The 16,353-nt window shown below is 72.2% G+C and carries 15 protein-coding genes and 1 pseudogene; 13 read left to right on the top strand and 3 right to left on the bottom strand.

Going from position 1 to position 16,353, the window contains the following annotated elements; translation table 11 throughout:
• Nucleotides 1-53: 53 nt before the first annotated feature.
• Entirely contained in the window at nucleotides 54-1,055 is a 1,002-nt protein-coding gene (locus tag SSNG_RS07385) for a LacI family DNA-binding transcriptional regulator (protein WP_007263179.1), read from the bottom strand.
• Between the two features lie 137 nt (nucleotides 1,056-1,192).
• Between SSNG_RS07385 and SSNG_RS07380 the strand changes: the two genes are divergently transcribed.
• The 13 genes and pseudogenes from SSNG_RS07380 to SSNG_RS07320 all read left to right on the top strand — a co-directional run bounded on the left by SSNG_RS07380 (nucleotide 1,193) and on the right by SSNG_RS07320 (nucleotide 14,122).
• Nucleotides 1,193-2,455 (top strand): MFS transporter, encoded by a 1,263-nt coding sequence (locus SSNG_RS07380; RefSeq protein WP_007263178.1) that lies wholly within the window; start codon nucleotides 1,193-1,195, stop codon nucleotides 2,453-2,455.
• Between the two features lie 58 nt (nucleotides 2,456-2,513).
• Complete coding sequence (gene pafA / locus SSNG_RS07375) at nucleotides 2,514-3,875, top strand: Pup--protein ligase (RefSeq protein WP_007263177.1); 1,362 nt, start codon at nucleotides 2,514-2,516, stop codon at nucleotides 3,873-3,875.
• A gap of 129 nt (nucleotides 3,876-4,004) precedes the next feature.
• Nucleotides 4,005-5,009, top strand: a complete 1,005-nt coding sequence (locus SSNG_RS07370; protein WP_007263176.1) for an FKBP-type peptidyl-prolyl cis-trans isomerase — start codon at nucleotides 4,005-4,007, stop codon at nucleotides 5,007-5,009.
• A gap of 46 nt (nucleotides 5,010-5,055) precedes the next feature.
• Nucleotides 5,056-5,430: an FKBP-type peptidyl-prolyl cis-trans isomerase gene (locus SSNG_RS07365; RefSeq protein WP_007263175.1), complete on the top strand. Its 375-nt coding sequence runs from the start codon at nucleotides 5,056-5,058 to the stop codon at nucleotides 5,428-5,430.
• Nucleotides 5,431-5,556: 126 nt separating this feature from the next.
• Nucleotides 5,557-6,513: a WYL domain-containing protein gene (locus tag SSNG_RS07360; RefSeq protein ID WP_042800679.1), complete on the top strand. Its 957-nt coding sequence runs from the start codon at nucleotides 5,557-5,559 to the stop codon at nucleotides 6,511-6,513.
• 51 nt (nucleotides 6,514-6,564) lie between these two features.
• The gene (locus tag SSNG_RS07355) at nucleotides 6,565-7,533 is read left to right on the top strand and encodes a WYL domain-containing protein (protein ID WP_007263173.1); all 969 of its coding nucleotides are present in this window, start codon (nucleotides 6,565-6,567) and stop codon (nucleotides 7,531-7,533) included.
• Between the two features lie 15 nt (nucleotides 7,534-7,548).
• A complete protein-coding gene (locus SSNG_RS07350; RefSeq protein WP_007263172.1) occupies nucleotides 7,549-7,782 on the top strand; it encodes a hypothetical protein in 234 nt (77 codons plus the stop codon).
• Nucleotides 7,783-7,805: 23 nt separating this feature from the next.
• Nucleotides 7,806-8,006 carry a hypothetical protein gene (locus SSNG_RS07345; RefSeq protein WP_007263171.1) on the top strand — a complete coding sequence of 67 codons (201 nt, stop codon included), beginning with the start codon at nucleotides 7,806-7,808 and terminating at the stop codon, nucleotides 8,004-8,006.
• Between the two features lie 213 nt (nucleotides 8,007-8,219).
• Nucleotides 8,220-8,510, top strand: coding sequence for a Sec-independent protein translocase subunit TatA (gene tatA / locus SSNG_RS07340; RefSeq protein WP_042800678.1), 291 nt, complete (start codon nucleotides 8,220-8,222; stop codon nucleotides 8,508-8,510).
• A 54-nt stretch (nucleotides 8,511-8,564) separates the two neighbouring features.
• Entirely contained in the window at nucleotides 8,565-9,530 is a 966-nt protein-coding gene (gene tatC, locus SSNG_RS07335) for a twin-arginine translocase subunit TatC (RefSeq protein ID WP_007263169.1), read from the top strand.
• 17 nt (nucleotides 9,531-9,547) lie between these two features.
• Nucleotides 9,548-10,435, top strand: coding sequence for a diacylglycerol kinase (locus tag SSNG_RS07330; RefSeq protein ID WP_042800677.1), 888 nt, complete (start codon nucleotides 9,548-9,550; stop codon nucleotides 10,433-10,435).
• Nucleotides 10,436-10,481: 46 nt separating this feature from the next.
• Nucleotides 10,482-13,334 (top strand): DEAD/DEAH box helicase, encoded by a 2,853-nt coding sequence (locus tag SSNG_RS07325; RefSeq protein WP_007263167.1) that lies wholly within the window; start codon nucleotides 10,482-10,484, stop codon nucleotides 13,332-13,334.
• Between the two features lie 91 nt (nucleotides 13,335-13,425).
• A pseudogene (locus SSNG_RS07320) lies at nucleotides 13,426-14,122 on the top strand (helix-turn-helix domain-containing protein).
• Here the strand turns inward: SSNG_RS07320 and SSNG_RS07315 are convergent.
• Both SSNG_RS07315 and SSNG_RS07310 read right to left on the bottom strand, forming a co-directional pair.
• The gene (locus SSNG_RS07315; protein WP_007263165.1) at nucleotides 14,067-15,035 is read right to left on the bottom strand and encodes a pseudouridine synthase; all 969 of its coding nucleotides are present in this window, start codon (nucleotides 15,033-15,035) and stop codon (nucleotides 14,067-14,069) included. The pseudogene SSNG_RS07320 and the gene SSNG_RS07315 sit on opposite strands and share 56 nt — an antisense overlap.
• 18 nt (nucleotides 15,036-15,053) lie before the next feature.
• The coding region (locus SSNG_RS07310) for a serine hydrolase (protein WP_007263164.1) at nucleotides 15,054-16,353 on the bottom strand (1,300 nt) is incomplete at its 5' end.

The raw sequence follows: 16,353 nt of genomic DNA, 5'->3' as shown, positions 1-16,353 counted from the left end.
TGGTACCCCGGCCCCGGTCCGCCCCGATGGGGTGGGCCGGGGCTTTCGCGTGCCTAGGCGGCGGCCGGGGCGGGGCCCGTGGAGTCGCGGACGGTGAGGTGGACGGGGATCTCGGGGGCGGTCCAGGGGGTGCCGTAGAGGACGGCGAGGAGGGCGGTCATGCCCTGTTCGCCGACGCGCTCGGCGGGCAGGGCGACGGTGGTGAGCTCGGGTTCGACGGCGGTGGCGAGGGCGAGGTCGTCGACGCCGGTGACGGAGAGGTCCTCGGGGACGCGCAGGCCCAGGCGGCGGGCGGCCTTGCAGACGCCGGCGGCGAGGATGTCGTCGTCGCAGACGACGGCGGTGGGCCGGTGGCGGGGGTCGGCCAGGGCGGTCCCGGCGGCCTCGCGGGCGGCTTCGACGGTGAGTGCGGCGCGGGCGGTGCGCAGGGTGGCGTGGGGGCGCAGGAGGGCGGCGAGGGCTTCGGCGCGGATGTCGAAGGTCCAGGAGTCGACGTCGGCGGCGAGGTGGAGGAAGTGGCGGTGGCCGTGTCCGAGGAGGTGTTCGGTGACCTGGCGCATGCCGTCGGTGATGGCGAGGTTGACGTGGGCGGCGGCGCGGCCGGCGGTGGGGTCGCTGTCGAGCATGACGAGGGGGAGGCCGTCGCCGCCGAGGGCGTCGAGGGCGTGGGTGGCCATGGAGGAGGCGATGACGCCGTCGAGGGCGGCGCGGGCGGAGGCGAAGGGGTCGCGGGCGGGGCCGGTGCCTTCGGGGGAGGGGTAGAGGACGACGCCGAAGCCGTGTTCGGCGGCGACGCGGGCGGCGCCGGTGTAGACGCGGGCGAAGAACTCGTTGGTGAGGGCGGGGACGACGAGGAGGGCGGTGCGGGTGCTGCCGAGGCGGAGGTTGCGGGCGGCGAGGTTGGGGCGGTAGCCGAGGGTGGTGGCGGCTTCGCGGACGAGGGCGGCGGTGCGTTCGGAGACGCGGCCGCGCCATTTGTCGCCGAGGACGAGGGAGACGGTGGCCTGGGAGACCCCGGCGGCGGTGGCGACGTCGCGGCTGGTGGGTCTCGTCACAGGTAGCTCCTGAAATGCGAGGTGGGGCGGGCGTGCGTGGTTCGCCGGGTGGACCCCGGGTCTGCCGCCATGGTACGTATGACGTGTCTCGTTATACGTATTACCCCGGGCGTGGGTCCGGGCAGAAGGGGGCGGTCATGGCCGCGGGTTACGCGGAGCTGCTCAGGACCAGGTATGCCGCGAGGCTGCTGGCGGGCACCCTGATAGGCCGGCTGCCGAACGCCACGGCGGCGATCGCGATCGTCCTCTTCGTCCGGGACCAGGGCGGCAGCTACAGCCTGGCGGGCGCGCTGGCGGCCGTGTACGGGCTCGCCAACGCGGTCGGCCAGCCGCTGCTGGGCCGGGCGGTGGACCTGTACGGGCAGCCGCGCGTGCAGCTGCCGGCGGCGCTGGTGTCGGCGGCGGGCATGGTCTGGCTGGCGGTGGCCGGTACGGGCTCGGTGGGCGCCGCCTACGCGGCGATGGTGCTCTCCGGCCTGTTCACCCCGCCGCTGGAGGGCGGCCTGCGGGCCCTGTGGCCGGGGGTGCTCGGCGGCCGCGAGGAGCGGGTGCACGCGGCGTACGCGATGGACGCGGTGGCCCAGGAGATCATGTACACGGTCGGGCCGCTGCTGGTCACCCTGTGCGTGGCCCTGTGGTCCCCGGCGGTGGCGCTGCTGGTCCTGAACGGCGTCGGTCTGCTCGGCGTGCTGATGGTGGTGCTCTCGGAGCCCTCGCGGACCTGGCGTTCCGCGCCGCGCGAGGCGCACTGGCTGGGTGCGCTGCGTTCGCGCGGGCTGCTGGCGCTGCTGGGCGCGTTCTTCTTCGTCGGCATGGCGCTGGGTTCGATCGCGGTGGCGGCGGTGGCGTACGCCGACGAGAACGGCGGCCAGGCGGTGTACGGCTGGCTGATGGCGGCGCTGGGTCTGGGTGCGCTGGTCGGCGGTGTGTTCTACGGGGCGCGGCAGTGGGCGGGGGCGCCGGAGCGGCGGCTGCGGCTGCTGGTGGGGCTGCTGGCCGTCTGTTACCTGCCGCTGTTGCTGGACGTGGGTCCGGTGGCGATGACGGCGCTGGCGGCGCTGGCGGGCGTGTTCCTGGCGCCTTCGCTGGCGTGTGCGTTCATCGTGGTGGACCGGCACGCGCCGGCGGGCACGGTGACGGAGGCCTTCTCCTGGCTGGTGACCTTCTTCGGGGTGGGTGCGGCGATCGGTACGGCGGCGGCGGGTCCGGCGCTGGAACGGGGTGGTGTGGCGGCCGGTTTCGCGGTGGCCTGCGGTGGCGGGGCGGCGGCGCTGCTGGTGCTGATGCTGACTCAGCGGGCGATGGCCGGCGCGGGCCGCAGCCGTGCGGTGGCGGGGTCTGCGGAGGGCGCGGCGGAGGGTGCGGCGGAGGCCGTCCGGGAGCCGTTGATCAAGAACTGACCGGAACGCCGTTCTCGAACTCGGTTTCAGAAGTGTGCGGAAGGCGTAATGTTCAGTCATGGACCGCCGCATTTTCGGGCTGGAGAACGAGTACGGCGTCACGTGCACGTTCAGGGGACAGCGCCGACTGTCTCCTGACGAAGTGGCGCGCTACCTCTTCCGCCGTGTTGTGTCATGGGGCCGCAGCAGCAATGTCTTCCTGCGGAACGGCGCCCGCCTGTACCTCGACGTGGGTTCGCATCCGGAATATGCAACACCGGAATGCGACAACCTGACCGAACTGGTCACTCACGACAAGGCGGGCGAGCGCATTCTCGAAGGCCTGCTCGTCGACGCCGAACGCCGCCTGCACGAGGAGGGAATCGCGGGCGACGTCTACCTCTTCAAGAACAACACCGACTCGGCGGGCAATTCGTACGGCTGTCACGAGAACTATCTCGTGGCCCGGCACGGAGAATTCTCCCGCCTCGCGGACATCCTGATTCCGTTCCTCGTCACGCGGCAGCTGATCTGCGGCGCGGGCAAGGTGCTGCAGACGCCCAGGGGCGCGGTCTACTGCGTCAGCCAGCGGGCCGAGCACATCTGGGAGGGCGTCAGCTCCGCCACGACCCGTTCCCGTCCGATCATCAACACCCGTGACGAGCCGCACGCCGACGCGGAGCGCTACCGCAGGCTGCACGTCATCGTCGGCGACTCGAACATGTCCGAGACGACGATGCTGCTCAAGGTGGGCGCCACCGACCTCGTCCTGCGCATGATCGAGGCGGGGACGGTGATGCGGGACCTGACCCTGGAGAACCCGATCCGGGCGATCCGGGAGGTCAGCCACGACATCACGGGCCAGCGCAAGGTGCGCCTGGCCTCGGGCCGGGAGGCCTCGGCGCTGGAGATCCAGCGGGAGTACTTCGACAAGGCCCTCGACTTCGCCGACCGCAGGGGCATCAACACCGGCGTCGTGGCGCAGGTCCTGGAGCTGTGGGGCCGCACGCTGGAGGCCGTCGAGGCGCAGGACCTGGACCGGATCGGCACCGAGATCGACTGGGTGATGAAGTATCAGCTGATCGAGCGGTACCGGGCCAAGCACAACATGACGATGTCCAACCCGCGGGTCGCCCAGATAGACCTCGCGTACCACGACATCCACCGCCGCCGGGGCCTGTACTACCTGCTGGAGCGCAAGGGCCAGGCGGCGCGGGTGTGCAACGACCTGAAGATCTTCGAGGGCAAGTCGGTGCCCCCGCAGACCACCCGCGCGAGGCTGCGCGGTGACTTCATCCGCCGGGCGCAGGAGCAGCGGCGGGACTTCACGGTCGACTGGGTGCATCTGAAGCTCAATGACCAGGCGCAGCGCACGGTTCTGTGCAAGGACCCGTTCCGGTCGGTGGACGACCGGGTGGAGAAGCTCATCGCCGGGATGTGAGGCGGTCCGGCCGGGAACCCCGTACGCGGTGGCGTGCGGGGTTCCCGCACGCCACCGCCTTGTCGCGCGGGGGTCAGCCCGTAGAGTGGGCCGCTACGACGGACCATTCCAGCGACCCTGAGGACCATTGTGCGACGCCGACTTGCTGCCGCGCTCATCGTGCCGGCTCTGATGCTCACCGCGGCCTGCGGAGGGGGCGACGACGAGAAGAAGGACTCCGCGGCGTCCCCGTCGGCCAGTGCCGGCAAGACCGAGGTGCCGAAGCCGGTGGCGTCGGCCGACCCGATGCCGACGGTCGCCGGTGAGGCCGGCAAGAAGGCGGAGATCACCGTTCCCAAGGGCGAGCCGAGTGGCAAGTTCGTGGTGAACACGGTCAAGGAGGGCACCGGGCCGGAGATCAAGAAGGACGATCTCGTGGTCACGAAGTACACGGGCAAGGTCTGGAAGAGCGGCAAGGAGCTGAGCGGGTCCTACGACGAGAACGGCCAGCCGCTCGTGGTCCCGGCCGGTTCGCCGCAGATCCTGCCGCTGTTCAGTGACGCGGTGCTGGGCAAGAAGGTCGGCAGCCGTCTGCTGGTCGTGGCCCCGCCGGCGGCGGCTTTCGGTGAGCAGGGTCAGCCGCAGCTGGGCGTCGGTCCGAAGGACAACCTGGTGTTCGTCCTCGACGTGGACTCCGTGCTGCCGAAGAAGGCCGAGGGCACGCAGGCGCCGATCCCGTCCGACCTTCCGCAGGTGAAGGCCGACGAGGACAAGGCCGCGACGATCACGGTCCCGAAGAACGACCCGCCGAAGGAGCTGGTCGACAAGGTCCTGATCGAGGGCAAGGGTCCCGAGGTCAAGAACGGCCAGACCGTCTACATGCAGTACAGCGGTGCGGCGTGGGCCCCGAACCAGGGCAAGGACTCGGCGAAGCTGTTCGACACCTCGTGGAAGACCGGGCAGCCGTTCTCGACGAAGATCGGCCAGGGTCAGGTCATCGAGGGCTGGGACAAGGGCCTGGTGGGCAAGAAGGTCGGCAGCCGTGTCCTGCTGGTGATCCCGCCGGAGCAGGCGTACAAGGACCAGGCCAAGGGTGAGGACCTGCCGGCCAACTCCACCCTCGTCTTCGTCGTGGACATCGTCGGAGCAGTGTAAGACTGTTCCGGTTGTACATCGTTTCGTACGTATGAGGAGCAGTTCCGTGCGCGAGCTCGAGAAGCCCGAGATCGACTTCCCCGAGGGTCCGGCCCCGGCCGACCTGGTCATCGAGGACATCTGGGAGGGCGACGGCCCGGTGGCCGAGGCCGGCAAGAAGGTCTCCGTCCACTACGTGGGCGTGGCCTTCTCCTCCGGTGAGGAGTTCGACGCCTCCTGGAACCGCGGCGCCCCGCTGCAGTTCATCCTGGGCATCGGCCAGGTCATCCCGGGCTGGGACCAGGGCGTCCAGGGCATGAAGGTCGGCGGCCGTCGCAAGCTGACCATCCCGGCCCACCTCGCCTACGGCGAGCGCGGTGCCGGCGGTGCCATCAAGCCGAACGAGACGCTGATCTTCGTCTGCGACCTGATGGGCGTCTGATCTCACCCGCTGTGATCATGGAGGGCCCCCGCCGTGAGGCGGGGGCCCTCGCTTTTGCCGGGGACCGCGGGGGCGGTACGGTCAACGGTCACGAGTGTGTGCCGAAGAGTGGGGGGAAGGGCGTCGATGGCGATCGCCAAGGCCGAGCGGCTGATGAACCTGGCGCTGTGCCTGTTGGGGACGCGTCGTCCCCTCAGCAAGCGTGAGCTGCGCGGTTCCATCGAGGCCTACCTCGAAGCAGGGAACGACGAGTCCTTCAACCGGATGTTCGAGCGGGACAAGGACGATCTGCGCGAGCTCGGGCTGGTGATCGAGACCGTGGAGAACCTGGAGGGCGAGACCGGCTACCTGGCCCGCCGGGACAGCAACCGGCTGCCGCCCGTCTCCCTCGACGCCGAGGAGGCCGCCGCCCTGGGGCTGGCGGCCAAGGTGTGGCAGCAGGCCCGTCTGGCGGGGGCGGCCAGCGGCGCGCTGCAGAAGCTCCGCGCCGGCGGGATGCCGGAGGCGGGTGATCCGTACGAGGGTCAGCACAGCGCGATCGAACCGCGGATCCCCGTCCACGAGGCGGCCTTCGAGCCGCTGATGCTGGCCTGCCGCGACCGGCGGCCGGTGGTGTTCGAGTACCGCAAGTCCAACGCCGCCCGCCCCGAGCCCCGCCAGGTGGAGCCGTGGGCCCTGGAGTGCTGGCGCGGCCACTGGTACCTGGCCGGCTACGACCGCGACCGCGGGGCGGAGCGGGTCTTCCGGCTCTCCCGGATCACCGGCAAGGTCCGCTCCCGGGCCGGGAAGTACACCGCCGACGTACCGGACGTGGTGACCGTGCGCGAGACCGTGGCGGCCTGGGCCGGCGAGGGCGCCGAGCGCTCGGCGCTGATCCGGCTGCGCGCCGGGGCGGGCTACCCGCTGCGGGCCAAGGCCACCGCCGTGCGCGAGGGCGGTGACGGCTGGGACGAGCTGGAGATCCCGTACGGGCACGGGCTGGACGCCTGGCTCGTGGAGTTCGGTCCCGACGTCGTCGTGGTGGGGCCGGCCGACCTGCGGGCCGACGTGGTGGACCGGCTGCGCGCCGTCGCCCAGGGCTGAGCCCACCCGATCAACAACAGCAGCAACGCCCTGAGGGGGAGACGTAGCAGCATGGCCGCCAACGCCATCGACCAGACCCGCCGGATGCTGTCCCTGGTGACCTACCTGCGCGAGCGCCCCGGCGCGCACGTCGCGGACGTCGCCCGCGCCTTCGGGATCACCGAGGACGAGCTGATCTCGGACCTCGACGTGCTGCCCATGTGCGGCACCAGCTTCCGCGGCGGGGACCTGCTCGACATCGACACCGACGGCGACCGCATCTGGTGGCACAACGCCGACGCCTCGGGGGAGTCCACCGCCGAGCCGCTGCGGCTCGCCGCCGACGAGGCCACCTCCCTGCTGGTCGCCGCCCGGGCGGTCGCGACCCTGCCGGGGCTGCGCGAGAGCGACCGGGACGCGCTGCTGCGGGCCACCGCCAAGCTGGAGGCCGCCGCCGGCGAGGCCGCCGGGGCCAGCTCCCGGCTGTCGGTGACCTTCGAGTCCGAGGGCGGCGTCTTCGCGGACGTCGACCGGGCCATCTCCGAGCGGCGCCGGCTCTGGCTGCGCTACTACTCGCCCGCCCGCGACGAGCTCACCGAGCGCACCGTCGACCCGATCCGGCTCTTCGCGGTCGGGCACACCTACCTGGAGGGGTGGTGCCACCTCTCCGAGGCCCGGCGCACCTTCCGGCTCGACCGGGTCGCCGAGATCCGCCTCCTCGACGAGCGGGCCGAGCCGCCCGCCATCGAGCCCCGCGACCTGTCGGTGGGCCTGGTGCAGCCGGCCGCCGAGGACCCGGAGGTGGTGGTCGAGGTGGGCCCCGGCGGCCGCTGGGTCGCCGAGTACTACCCGCACGACAGCGCCGAGGAGCTCGCCGACGGCGGCCTGCGGATCACGCTGCGCAGCCCCGACCCGGCCTCGCTGCGCCGGCTCGCGCTGCGCCTGGGCCGCGACGGGCGGATCGTGTCGCCGCCGGAGCTGGCGGACAGCGCCCGGAAGGCCGCTGGAGAGGCACTCGCGGGGTACGGGGAACAGGTCTAGAGGGAGCGGGGAGCGATGTCGCGATCAGCAGGTCTCGTACCGGTCACGTTCAAGGCGGCATGTCCCGAGTGCCGGGCGCGCTTCGAGCTCGCGGCGGACGCGCTGCGCCTGGCCATTGGCGGCAGCCGGCGCGCCACCTTCTACTCCTTCACCTGCCCCGAGTGCGCGGCGGCCGTCCGCAAACCCGCCGGTGAGCGCATCGTGGAGCTGCTGACGGGCGGGGGAGTGAGCACCCTGCGCAGCGTGTGAGAGGGGCGCGCTAGGCTCAGGGCATGCTGTGGCCGATGCTCGCGATCGCCCTGGGATTCCTCGGGCTCGCCGTCCTGTCCGTCCTGGCCCTGCGGGTCTTCCTGGAGGTGCGGCGGCTGGCCGGGCAGGTCGCGCTGGCCAGCCGCCGGATCACCGAGGCCTCGGGCGACCTGGAACGGGCCGCCGCCGACCTCGCCCGGGCCGGGCGGGCGGCGGCCCCGTAGCGGGCGGCGCGTCACGAGCACGTAGTCCTCTGGATATGGAAACCGCGGAGCCGGACCCGTACCGTCGGTGCGGCAGGCAATCGTGGATACCCCCGGGGATTGCCGGGCGTTAACCCTCGGGGGTTACGATCCATGTCAGAGCGGTACCGGATCTTTGTCCGGTATCGCCCAAGGCCACCACAACCAGCCGTTTCGGTGAGAAGGAAGACACACATGATCGGCAATCTGAAGCCCCTTGAGATCCTTCTGATCATCGCTGTCATCGTGCTGCTGTTCGGCGCCAAGAAGCTCCCCGAGATGGCCCGCTCGCTCGGCAAGTCGGCCCGCATCCTCAAGAGCGAGGCCAAGGCGATGAAGAAGGACGGCGAGGCCGAGGCCGACGCCGCTCCCGCCGCCGACCAGGCCGCGCAGCAGCCCGTGGCCCCCCGCACCATCCAGGCCGCGCCCGGTGACGTCACCAGCGCCCGGCCCGTGAACGAGACCAACCGCACCACCCAGGGCTGACGCGCGGCGGTCGCCCGTCACGACAGTCATCTGCAACGAGACAAGGGACGTGGGTTGCTCAAGTCTGCCCGCAAGCAGGGGAAAAAGGACCGGCAGGCGAAGGACGCCGAAGGGCGGATGCCGCTCGTCGAGCACCTGCGTGAGCTGAGGAACCGGCTGCTGAAGTCGGTCCTGGCGATCGTCGTGATCACGGTCGTCGCGGCCTGGTTCTACCGGCCGATCATCGACTTCCTGCTGGAACCGATGCTGTCGTCCGTGGGCTGCACCAACGGCGCCACGCACCAGCGCAACGGCGCCCCCTGCGCCGAGATGACCACCAACGGCCTGACCGCGCCCTTCTCCATCGCGCTGAAGGTCGGCCTGTCCGCGGGCATCGTGTTCTCCGCCCCGGTCTGGCTGTACCAGCTGTGGGCGTTCGCCGCCCCCGGCCTGCACAAGAACGAGAAGAAGTACGCGCTGAGCTTCGTCGCCGTCGGCGCGCCCCTCTTCGTCGCCGGCGCGGTCCTCGCGTACAAGATCCTGCCGCAGACGGCGGAGATCCTCCTCGGCTTCACCCCCGACCACGTCAAGAACCTGCTCCCGGTCGACGACTACCTCGACCTGGTCACGCGCATGGTCGTGGTCTTCGGCCTCGCCTTCGAGCTGCCGCTGATGCTGGTGCTGCTGAACTTCACCGGCGTCCTCACCGCGAAGCGGCTGGGCAGCTGGTGGCGGGCCATGGTGCTCGGCATCACGGTCTTCTCGGCCTTCGCGACGCCCACCGGCGACCCGCTCACCATGCTCACGCTGGCCTCCCCGATCGTCGCGCTGTACTTCATCGCCCTCGGCATCTGCCTGCTGAACGACCGCAGGCGCCGGCTGGGCGACCCCGACGCCGGGCTCGACGACGACGAGGCCTCCGAGCTGGACCTGACCCCCGCCCCGATCGGCGCGGCGGAAGCCGCCCCGTCCGCCTCCGCGCTGCCCGGCCAGGACGACGGCGGGCGCCGCCAGATCAACGGTTACGACGACGCCACCTGACAGGTAGGTTCCGGTGGGTGAGCGCTGACATCACCCTCTTCGTCAATCCCACCGCGGGACGCGGCCGGGGCGCGCACGCCGCGCAGCCGGCCGCTTCCGCGCTCAGGGCCGCCGGCTTCTCCGTACGGACCGTCGTCGGCGCCGACGCCGCCGACGCCCAGGCCCGGCTGCGCGCCGCCGTCCGGGAGGGCACCGGGGCGGTGGTCGCGGTGGGCGGCGACGGAGTGGTCTCCCTCGCCCTCCAGGCCCTGGCCGGGACGCTGGTCCCTCTCGGCGTGGTCGCGGCCGGCACCGGCAACGACTTCGCCCGCTCCCTCGGCCTGCCCGTGGGCGACCCCGCCGGGGCCGGGCGGCTGGCCGCCGAGGCCCTCAAGGAGAGCCGGATCCGGGAGATCGACCTCGGCCGGGTGGCCGGCACCTGGTACGGGACCGTGCTGTGCTCCGGCTTCGACTCCCGGGTCAACGACCGCGGCAACCGCATGCGGCTGCCGCTCGGCCGCTTCAAGTACGACCTGGCCATCGCCCTGGAGCTGGCCGCCTTCCGCCCCTTCCCGTACCGGATCACCCTCGACGACGGCCCGGTCATCGAGACCGAGGCCACCCTCGTCGCCGTCGGCAACGGCAGCTCGTACGGCGGCGGGATGCGCATATGCGCCGACGCCGAGCCCGACGACGGGCTCTTCGACGTCACGGTGGTCGGCGACTGCGGCCGCGGCACCCTCCTCAGGGTGTTCCCGCAGGTCTACAAGGGGACGCACCTGTCCCACCCCAAGGTCACCGTCCACCGCGCCGCCCAGGTCACCCTCGAAGCCCCCGACCTGACCGCCTACGCCGACGGGGAGCCGCTGGGCCCCCTCCCGGTGACCGCCGAGTGCGTCCCCGGGGCGGTCCGGCTCCTCACATAAATGATCGCGACTGTTGTCAGAGGCGGCGGGTAGTCTCGAAGACAAGATGACCGAAGAACTCTCACCCGCCGAGCGGTACGCCGCTGCCCGGATCCGCGCCGCCGAAGAGGCCTCCGCCCTGGCCCCTTTCCGGGAGATGTACGAATTCGACCTGGACCCGTACCAGATCGAAGCCTGTAAGGCACTGGAGGCCGGCAAGGGCGTCCTGGTGGCCGCCCCGACCGGCTCGGGCAAGACGATCGTGGGCGAGTTCGCCGTGCACCTCGCCCTCCAGCAGGGCCGCAAGTGCTTCTACACGACGCCCATCAAGGCCCTGTCCAACCAGAAGTACGCCGACCTCGTCAAGCGCTACGGTGCCGCCAAGGTGGGCCTGCTGACCGGCGACAACAGCGTCAACGGCGACGCCCCCGTGGTCGTGATGACCACCGAGGTGCTCCGCAACATGCTCTACGCGGGCTCCCAGGCGCTCAGCGGCCTCGGATACGTCGTGATGGACGAGGTGCACTACCTCTCCGACCGGTTCCGCGGCGCCGTCTGGGAGGAAGTGATCATCCACCTCCCCGAGTCGGTGACCCTCGTCTCGCTCTCCGCGACCGTCTCCAACGCGGAGGAGTTCGGCGACTGGCTCGACACCGTCCGCGGCGACACCGAGGTCATCGTCTCCGAGGAGCGCCCCGTACCGCTGTGGCAGCACGTGATGGCCGGCCGGCGGATCTACGACCTCTTCGAGGAGGAGTCCGACCACGGAGGCCGCGGCTCCGCCCGCCGCGAGGTCAACCCCGACCTGCTGCGCATGGCCCGCGAGGAGAACAGCCGCGGCTACAGCCCCAAGGACCGGCGGCGCGGCAAGATGGTCCGCGAGGCCGACCGCGAGCGCGAACGCCGCTCCCGCAGCCGGATCTGGACCCCGGGCCGCCCCGAGGTCATCGCCCGCCTCGACAACGACGAGCTGCTGCCCGCCATCAACTTCATCTTCAGCCGGGCCGGCTGCGAGGCCGCCGTCCAGCAGTGCCTGTACGCGGGCCTGCGGCTCAACGACGACACCGCGCGCCTGCGGGTCCGTGAGATCGTCGAGGAGCGGACCGCCTCCATCCCCGCCGAGGACCTGCACGTCCTGGGCTACTACGAGTGGCTCGAAGGCCTGGAGCGGGGCATCGCCGCGCACCACGCGGGCATGCTGCCCACCTTCAAGGAGGTCGTCGAGGAGCTGTTCGTACGCGGCCTCGTCAAGGCCGTCTTCGCCACCGAGACCCTCGCGCTCGGCATCAACATGCCCGCGCGCACGGTCATCCTGGAGAAGCTCGTCAAGTGGAACGGCGAGCAGCACGCCGACATCACCCCCGGCGAGTACACGCAGCTCACCGGCCGGGCCGGACGGCGCGGCATCGACGTCGAGGGCCACGCGGTGGTGCTGTGGCAGCGCGGCATGGACCCGGTGCAGCTCGCCGGGCTCGCCGGCACCCGCACCTATCCGCTGCGCTCCAGCTTCAAGCCCTCGTACAACATGGCCGTCAACCTGGTCTCCCAGTTCGGCCGGCACCGCTCCCGCGAACTGCTGGAGACCTCCTTCGCACAGTTCCAGGCCGACCGCTCGGTCGTCGGGATCTCCCGGCAGGTCCAGCGCAACGAGGAGGGCCTGGAAGGCTACCGGGAGGGCATGACCTGCCACCTCGGCGACTTCGAGGAGTACGCGCGGCTGCGCCGCGACCTCAAGGACCGCGAGAACGACCTCGCCAAGCAGGGCGCGGCCCAGCGCCGGGCCCAGGCGGCCAGTTCGCTGGAGAAGCTCAAGCCGGGCGACGTCATCCACGTCCCCACCGGCAAGTTCGCCGGGCTCGCACTGGTCCTGGACCCGGGCGTGCCGGGCGGGCGGAGCAACGGGCACCGCGGGTACGAGTACCACGAGGGCCCGCGCCCGCTGGTGCTCACCGCCGAGCGGCAGGTCAAGCGGCTCGCGGCGATCGACTTCCCGGTCCCGGTCGAGGCCATCGACCGGATGCGGATCCCCAAGACCTTCAACGCGCGCTCCCCGCAGTCCCGCAGGGACCTGGCGACGGCGCTGCGCAACAAGGCCGGCCACATCGACCCGAAGCGGCACCGGCCGGGCCGGGCCTCCGCGGCCGACGACCGCGAGATCGCCCGGCTGCGCGCCGAGCTGCGGGCGCACCCCTGCCACGGCTGCGACGAGCGCGAGGACCACGCCCGCTGGGCGGAGCGCTACCACCGGCTCAAGCGGGACACGCAGCAGCTGGAGCGGCGCATCGAGGGCCGGACGAACACCATCGCCCGTACCTTCGACCGGATCCACGCGCTGCTCACCGAGCTGGACTACCTGCGCGAGGACGAGGTCACCGAGCACGGCAAGCGCCTGGCCCGGCTCTACGGCGAACTGGACCTGCTGGCCTCGGAGTGCCTGCGCGAGGGCGTCTGGGAGGGCCTGAACCCGGCGGAACTGGCCGCCTGCGTCTCGGCGTTGGTCTTCGAGGCGCGGCAGTCCGACGACGCGGCACCGCCCAAGGTCCCGAACGGCGCGGCGAAGACGGCGCTGGGCGAGATGGTCCGCATCTGGGGCCGGCTCGACGCGCTGGAGGAGGAGCACCGCATCAACCAGGCGGAGGGCGTGGGCCAGCGCGAGCCGGACCTCGGCTTCGCGTGGGCGGCCTACCAGTGGGCCTCCGACAAGAGCCTGGACGAGGTGCTGCGCGAGGCGGAGATGCCGGCCGGCGACTTCGTGCGCTGGTGCAAGCAGGTCATCGACGTCCTCGGGCAGATCGCGCAGGCGGCCCCCGCCTCGACGGCCCCGCCGTCCTCGGCCGGCGGGAGCACGGTGGCGCGCAACGCCCGCAAGGCCGTCGACGCCCTGCTGCGGGGCGTAGTGGCCTACAGCTCGGTCGGCTAGGCGGTTTTGGGGCTTCGTCCGAAGCCCCTGATGGCCGGATCTGAGCTCTTGCCATGATCTTTCGCCGGTGTCCTGTGCGACGATCGGGCGTATGAGCGGGGGAACGGGCGAAGGTCCGAGACGGGTCGGTCGGCCGCGCGCCGACCGGCTGAGACGGGACAGCGGCCGGCCGCCGCGCGAGGAGATCCTCTGCGCGGCGGCCGAACTGTTCACCGTCCGGGGGTACGCGGCCACCACCACCCGGGCGGTGGCCGAACGGGCCGGAATGCGCCAGGCCACGATGTATCACTACTTCGGCGGCAAGGAGGAACTCCTCGCCGAACTCCTGGAGTCCACGGTCGCGCCCTCGCTGGCGCTGCTGCGCCGGCTGCTGGCCGACACCGCCCGGCCGGCCGCCCTGCGGCTGTGGGAGCTGTGCCGCTCCGACGTGCTGCTGCTGTGCGGGGGGGCCGTACGACCTGGGCGCCCTTTACCTGCTGCCCGAGCTGAGGGAGCCGCGGCTGGCGCGGTTCCGGCGGATGCGCGCGGAACTGCGCGACGGCTACCGGGCGTTGCTCGCCGCCACCCCCGCCGGTGCCGAGCTGGCGCGGGAGCGGGGCGGGCTGGCCCTGCGCAACGACCTGGTCTTCGGCCTGATCGAGGGCGTCATGCTGGTCCGCCGCTCCGATCCGGGGCGCCCGGTCGCGGCCTTCGCGGAGGCCGCCGCCGACGCGGCGCTGCGGATCGGGGGGCTCACGCCGCCGGGCCCGCCTCCCAGCCCGCCCGGTCCTCCCACGCCTGGAGGGTGAGCCCGGTCTCCAGCCGGTGCTCGACGCCGGTGACCGGATCGGTGAACGCCAGGGTCCGGGCCAGCAACTGGAGCGGCCGCCGGTAGTCCGCCGGGTCCGCCGCCTCGGCGACCACCGGGTAGACGGGATCACCCAGGATGGGCAGGCCCAGGGAGTTCATGTGCACCCGCAGCTGGTGGGTGCGGCCGGTGTGCGGGGTCAGCCGGTAGCGGCCCAGCCCGTCCCGTACGCCGGTGAGCTCGACCAGGCTCTCGGCGTTCGGCTCGGCGCCGGGCACCTCGACCGCCGCCATCACCCCGCGGGTCTTCTCGATGTGGCTGCGGACCAGCCGGGGCAGCTCCAGCGAGGGGGCGTGGGCCGCGAGGGCCTCGTACTCCTTGTGCACCCGGCGCTGCTGGAACAGCAGCTGGTAGGCGCCGCGGTCCTCGGGCCGGATGCTGAACATCACCAGCCCGGCCGTCATCCGGTCCAGGCGGTGCGCGGGGCTCAGCGCCGGCAGGTCCAGCTCCCGGCGCAGCCGGGCCAGGGCGGTCTCGGTGACGTGGGTGCCGCGCGGGGTGGTCGCCAGGAAGTGCGGCTTGTCCACCACCAGGAGGTGCCGGTCGCGGTGGACCACGCCGATCGGGAAGGGCACGGCCGGCTCGGGCGGCATGTCCCGGTGGAACCAGAGCCAGCCGCCCGGCTCGTACGGGTCCTCGTGCCGCAGCACCCGCCCGCCCTCGCCCAGCACCCGGCCGCCGGAGAGCAGCCGGGCCATGGACTCGGAGCCGCGCGTGCCGGCGTACCGCTCGGTCAGGTAGGCGCCGAGGGTGGGCCAGCGGCCCTCGTGGTCGGGGGGCAGGCGCATCCGGACCGGGTCGATGCCGGCCTGCTGGGGGAGGGGCGCGGGAGGGATGTGGGATCTGCGGGTCATCGGGACCAGGGTAGGCCGCTACCTGCGGGTGAAGGTGCCGAGGTGGTTCTGGTCGAGGTACTCGACGCGGACCTTGCCGTCGGAGAAGAACACCCCGGTGCGGCCGACGGCGTTCTCGCCGGTGGTCTCGAAGCTGAAGGTGTCGCCCGAGTAGTGGGTGAGGGGGAAGCGCAGGGGCTTCGGGCCCAGGGAGAGGGTCAGGCCGCCCTGGGTGTCGGCGGTGACGGTGAGGGGGCCGTAGTACGGGTTGTCGTACGTGCCGGTGTAGGCGGAGTCGGCGCGCGCGGGCGCGGCCCCGGCCGGGGGGCGCGCGTAGTCGGTCGGGGACCGGAGCGCGTTGTCGAGCTGCTCGTACGTGGCGGCGAGGAGCGGCAGCCAGTCGGCGGTCGGCTTGCCGTGCTCGACGGTGTCGAAGAAGTCCAGGGCGACGGAGTCGGCCAGGCCGACGGGGGAGCCGTTCGTCAGGACGACGATGCCGAGGCGCTCCAGAGGGAGCAGGGTGACGTTGGTGTTGGCGCCGAGCTCGAAGCCCCCGGAGTGGCTCAGGCGCAGCCGGCCCGCGTCGTCGTAGCTGACGTTCCAGCCGAGCCCGTAGAACTGCGGGGTGCCGCGGGGGGTCTGGGCCTGGGAGACGATCTCGGGGACGCGGGTGCGGGTGAGGGCGTCGGCGGGGACGATCCGCTTGCCGTCGAGGGTGCCGGTGTTCAGCTGGAGCCGCAGCCAGCGGGACATGTCGCGGGCGGTGGAACTGGTCCCGCCGGCCGGGGTCTGGGCGTCGGCGTCGCGGACGTAGCGGGGGCTCCAGGTGCCGTCCGGGTTCCTGACGTGGCCCGAGGCGCGGTCGGGGGCCTTGGCGTAGGCGGCGAACTCGGTGCTGGTGCGGGTCATCCCGGCGGGCTTGAACAGGGTGTCCTCGCTGAGCTTCTGCCAGCTCACGCCGTGGTCGCGGGCGACTGCCTCGGCGGCGGCGGTGAACCCGAAGTTGGTGTACGCGTAGCTCGCGCGGAACGGGGTCAGCGGCTCTTCGCGGAGGTGGCCGAGGATGTACGTACGGTCGTAGCCGAGGTCCTCCAGGAGGTCCCCGGCGTGGTCGGGGAGGCCGCTGCGGTGCGAGAGCAGGTCGGCGGGGGTGACGTGGGAGGTGACCCAGGGGTCTTTGAGGGCGAAGCCGGGGAGGGTGCCGGCGAGGGGCTCGTCCCAGGCGTCGGGGGAGGTCAGGGCGCCGGCGATGACGGTGGAGGTGACCGGCTTGGAGACGGAGGCCAGCTGGAAGACGGTGTCGGGGCCGACCTTGGCGCTCTCGCCGGTGCGGCGGAGG

This window comes from Streptomyces sp. C (genome assembly GCF_000158895.1).
In the GTDB taxonomy this organism is placed as follows: Bacteria; Actinomycetota; Actinomycetes; order Streptomycetales; family Streptomycetaceae; genus Streptomyces; species Streptomyces racemochromogenes.
The sequence above is the reverse complement of the archived record's forward strand: the minus strand, read 5'-3'. Positions and strand labels throughout refer to the sequence as shown.